At 36.0% G+C, this 2,878-nt stretch carries 4 protein-coding genes and 1 rRNA gene; all 5 read right to left on the bottom strand.

Annotation, left to right across the window (positions count from 1 at the left end; genetic code table 11):
- Nucleotides 1–171: 171 nt before the first annotated feature.
- Nucleotides 172–504, bottom strand: a complete 333-nt coding sequence (locus tag WS42_RS14460; RefSeq protein WP_022159537.1) for a hypothetical protein — start codon at nt 502–504, stop codon at nt 172–174.
- Nucleotides 501–809, bottom strand: a complete 309-nt coding sequence (locus WS42_RS14455) for a hypothetical protein (protein WP_013612325.1) — start codon at nt 807–809, stop codon at nt 501–503. Before WS42_RS14455 ends, WS42_RS14460 begins: the two co-directional genes overlap by 4 nt.
- A 12-nt stretch (nt 810–821) precedes the next feature.
- A complete protein-coding gene (locus WS42_RS15730; protein ID WP_087384426.1) occupies nt 822–1,706 on the bottom strand; it encodes a hypothetical protein in 885 nt (294 codons plus the stop codon).
- A gap of 24 nt (nt 1,707–1,730) precedes the next feature.
- Nucleotides 1,731–2,369 (bottom strand): hypothetical protein, encoded by a 639-nt coding sequence (locus tag WS42_RS15725; protein WP_140398602.1) that lies wholly within the window; start codon nt 2,367–2,369, stop codon nt 1,731–1,733.
- Nucleotides 2,370–2,758: 389 nt separating this feature from the next.
- Nucleotides 2,759–2,869, bottom strand: a 5S ribosomal RNA gene (gene rrf, locus WS42_RS14445).
- Nucleotides 2,870–2,878: the final 9 nt, after the last annotated feature.

The raw sequence follows: 2,878 nt of genomic DNA, 5'->3' as shown, positions 1-2,878 counted from the left end.
ACTTCGCAACAAACAGCTGACAGTTTTTTTGTCCGATACTAAACAAGCTGTCAGAACAAGTCTTGACTATTACAAATCATACAATGAGGTATCTCCGTCTTAAGATCCGCTCTCCTAAAGCTCATGAGCCATTTACAAAAATGGCCCATTTAATCAGCTTAGGCTTCTGCTTTAATCAAGCAATCCTTCTTCTTTCAGAATCTTTTCTAATTTCCGGAAATGTTTTAGTTTCCAATCCGGATCTTCTTCATGAGGATAATCCGGATCTATTATCGGTTGATTCGTTTCAGAAAGAGGCTCGGAAGCTTTATCAAATTCAGCCACTTCCACCTCAAATTCTATGTCTTCACGTAATTTCAGGAATACACTAGCATAAGCATGTCCTGAGCCACCTGCCTCAAGCGTAAATTTATTCTGCATAATACAAGAAGACAAGGTAACACCTCCATCGGGTAAACCAACTTTATAAGTCTTCTCTCCGTATTTAACAACTAATCCCTTCATAGTTTCCCTTCCTCCTCTAATTTCTTTTTCAATTTATAATACTCTTTCTTCATTTCCTCTCTATCGGAAGGATATCTCATATGCAATGGAGAAGCAATATCAATCTCTCTAACCCGCACTTTAATCTTATCTCCCAGAGACATCTTTTTATTCATCCATATAAGATGATTCGATTTTGAATCCATTCCTCCGATGTGCATATCATCCCCATCAGCATACCCTACACTTATGATTAAAGTAACCAAACTATCTGTCATTGCAACAATAGGAGCTGCATCATTAATACATATCTCAAAACCTTTCATAATAATCCAATTTTACACTGGCCGAGGACAATCCCAAACACCGTGCTGTGCTCTGCAAAATTCTAAGCACCTTGCACACATTGTATATCCCCATCCCCCACTATGTTCCTTAGACCAAGGCCCTTTTTTATCCATACAATCCCTATATTTTTCTGCACATTCTGCCCGAAACTGGTCCGTATCCGACACACAAAGTACAGACATAATCAATGCAACTCCACCCACCATTACCTCCGAAACAGATACAACTATTTCGCCCATTTCAGTAAGCGTTCCAAAAACATAAGGAGCAACTGCTGAATAAATGCTCCTGCAAGTTCCCCAGAAACCATCACCTCCTGATTCACTCCTTGTTTTAACCCTTCTCATTCGGAATTTAGTCTGAGGAGTAATAAGCATTTGTCCTTGTTTTTCAAGATTCTGAATTTCTCCTATTCCATAATACAAGGCAGACGTAATATAAAGTAACCTCTCCTGCTCTATTTCAGGAACCTGTTTAAAAATATCTTTATTGATATTGGCCAATCTATTGCCAAAGTCCTCGTAAGAAGTTGTTTCATCACATTCCTTCAATATCCGACGAATAAATTCAATTTGAATATGGGTCAGGTTACGATACCCTTCTATAAAAAGAAGTGAATTACCAAACATTTGATTTTGTGACACTTTTGTTTTTATCATCCCTGGACTAGCCTGGGCCCAATCCTGATAAAATTGCTTTTTAAATTCAGGTGTGTTTTTAGCATTAGAATAATCTACACCTCTCTCATTTAAATTTATTACAGTCTGATGAATCTCATTGGCAACAGCCTTTCCAAATTTTTCAATATGAAGAGGAAAGTTAAGCTTATCTTCCAGACTTGGCTTCAGGAAATCATCATTCGAACATCCCTGCAAGATAACAAAGACAGAGATAAAATACTAAAACTCTAGTAAAGATTTTGCAGTAATTTGCGATGTAATAATATCATGCATCATCAATTCTCCAGCCAATTTCAAATAGATCGAATATGGATAATTCAGAGAATCTACCAGTTCAGAGAATCCTGAGGATAAATATACACCTTGATTCAAAATTTCTTTTTGTTCCAATAAATTATTTAAAAGGGGGATTAGTTCTTTTTTATTCCTATGAAAATAGTTGGGCCAATGAAAATCAGTAGGTCCCAAATTATTTATTGCTTCTTTTGAGTACAAAAAAGTTTCTCTTGTTGCCCCTGGAATTAAGTCAACCAAATCTCCCTCCGGAGAAAATACACAAGTCAAAGGAGTAGTAACAGGACATAACCATTTTATATACCACTCATTTACGGAAACATTAATATCAGCCATATTATAAATGGCCTGTTGCGTCAGAAATTTGTAGCGATTTTGTAATCGTGAATAATATTCCTGAGACAAATGTTGCGAAGAGTCTATTAAAACAATACAAAATGGAAGATACTTATCTCTTGCAATATCACATATTTCTTTAAATATTATATTATGATATATGGATGTATTTTTCTTATCACATCCCCCTAAACATACAATAGCCATTATTATCAAAATAATTCTCATAATTTGAATCATAAAATGAATAACCTACCAGAAAATATAAATTTTATGGTATAACCACCATAAACCAGTCTTTCAACAAAGGCTTACTACTACCATCAAAATAATATAAAAGATAACAAAACAACAATAGTGAATGTTCGGAAAATACTAAGTGGGGAAAAATATAAATATTCCAAGCGGGTAACACAATTATTTATAACACTCCTGGAAAGAAGTAGCGGACAAAATTTTCCGGAATATTTTTTCAGAAAAATATGGCAGCCTCTACAGCCGGAACATACAGGATACTGGAGCCTAGACTCTAAAATAGCCCAGAAACTCCGTCCTCGTGGGCTATTTTCATAAACATAAAAAAAGCAGTCACAATATAAATCATGACTGCTTTCACAATTCGGCGCCAACCTACTCTCCCACCATAAGGCAGTACCATCGGCACTCAGGGGCTTAACTTCTCTGTTCGGAATGGAAAGAGGTGGATCCCCCCGGTTATAGACACCTTTTAATATTTT

It is taken from the genome of Odoribacter sp. N54.MGS-14, assembly GCF_000980295.1.
Classification (GTDB): Bacteria; Bacteroidota; Bacteroidia; order Bacteroidales; family Marinifilaceae; genus Odoribacter; species Odoribacter splanchnicus.
The sequence above is the reverse complement of the archived record's forward strand: the minus strand, read 5'-3'. Positions and strand labels throughout refer to the sequence as shown.

Bases quoted from the DNA above. Each gene is read 5' to 3' on its own strand.
- WS42_RS14460 (WP_022159537.1), bottom strand. From the start codon at position 504: ATGAAGGGATTAGTTGTTAAATACGGAGAGAAGACTTATAAAGTTGGT.
- WS42_RS14455 (WP_013612325.1), bottom strand. From the start codon at position 809: ATGAAAGGTTTTGAGATATGTATTAATGATGCAGCTCCTATTGTTGCA.
- WS42_RS15725 (WP_140398602.1), bottom strand. From the start codon at position 2,369: ATGAGAATTATTTTGATAATAATGGCTATTGTATGTTTAGGGGGATGT.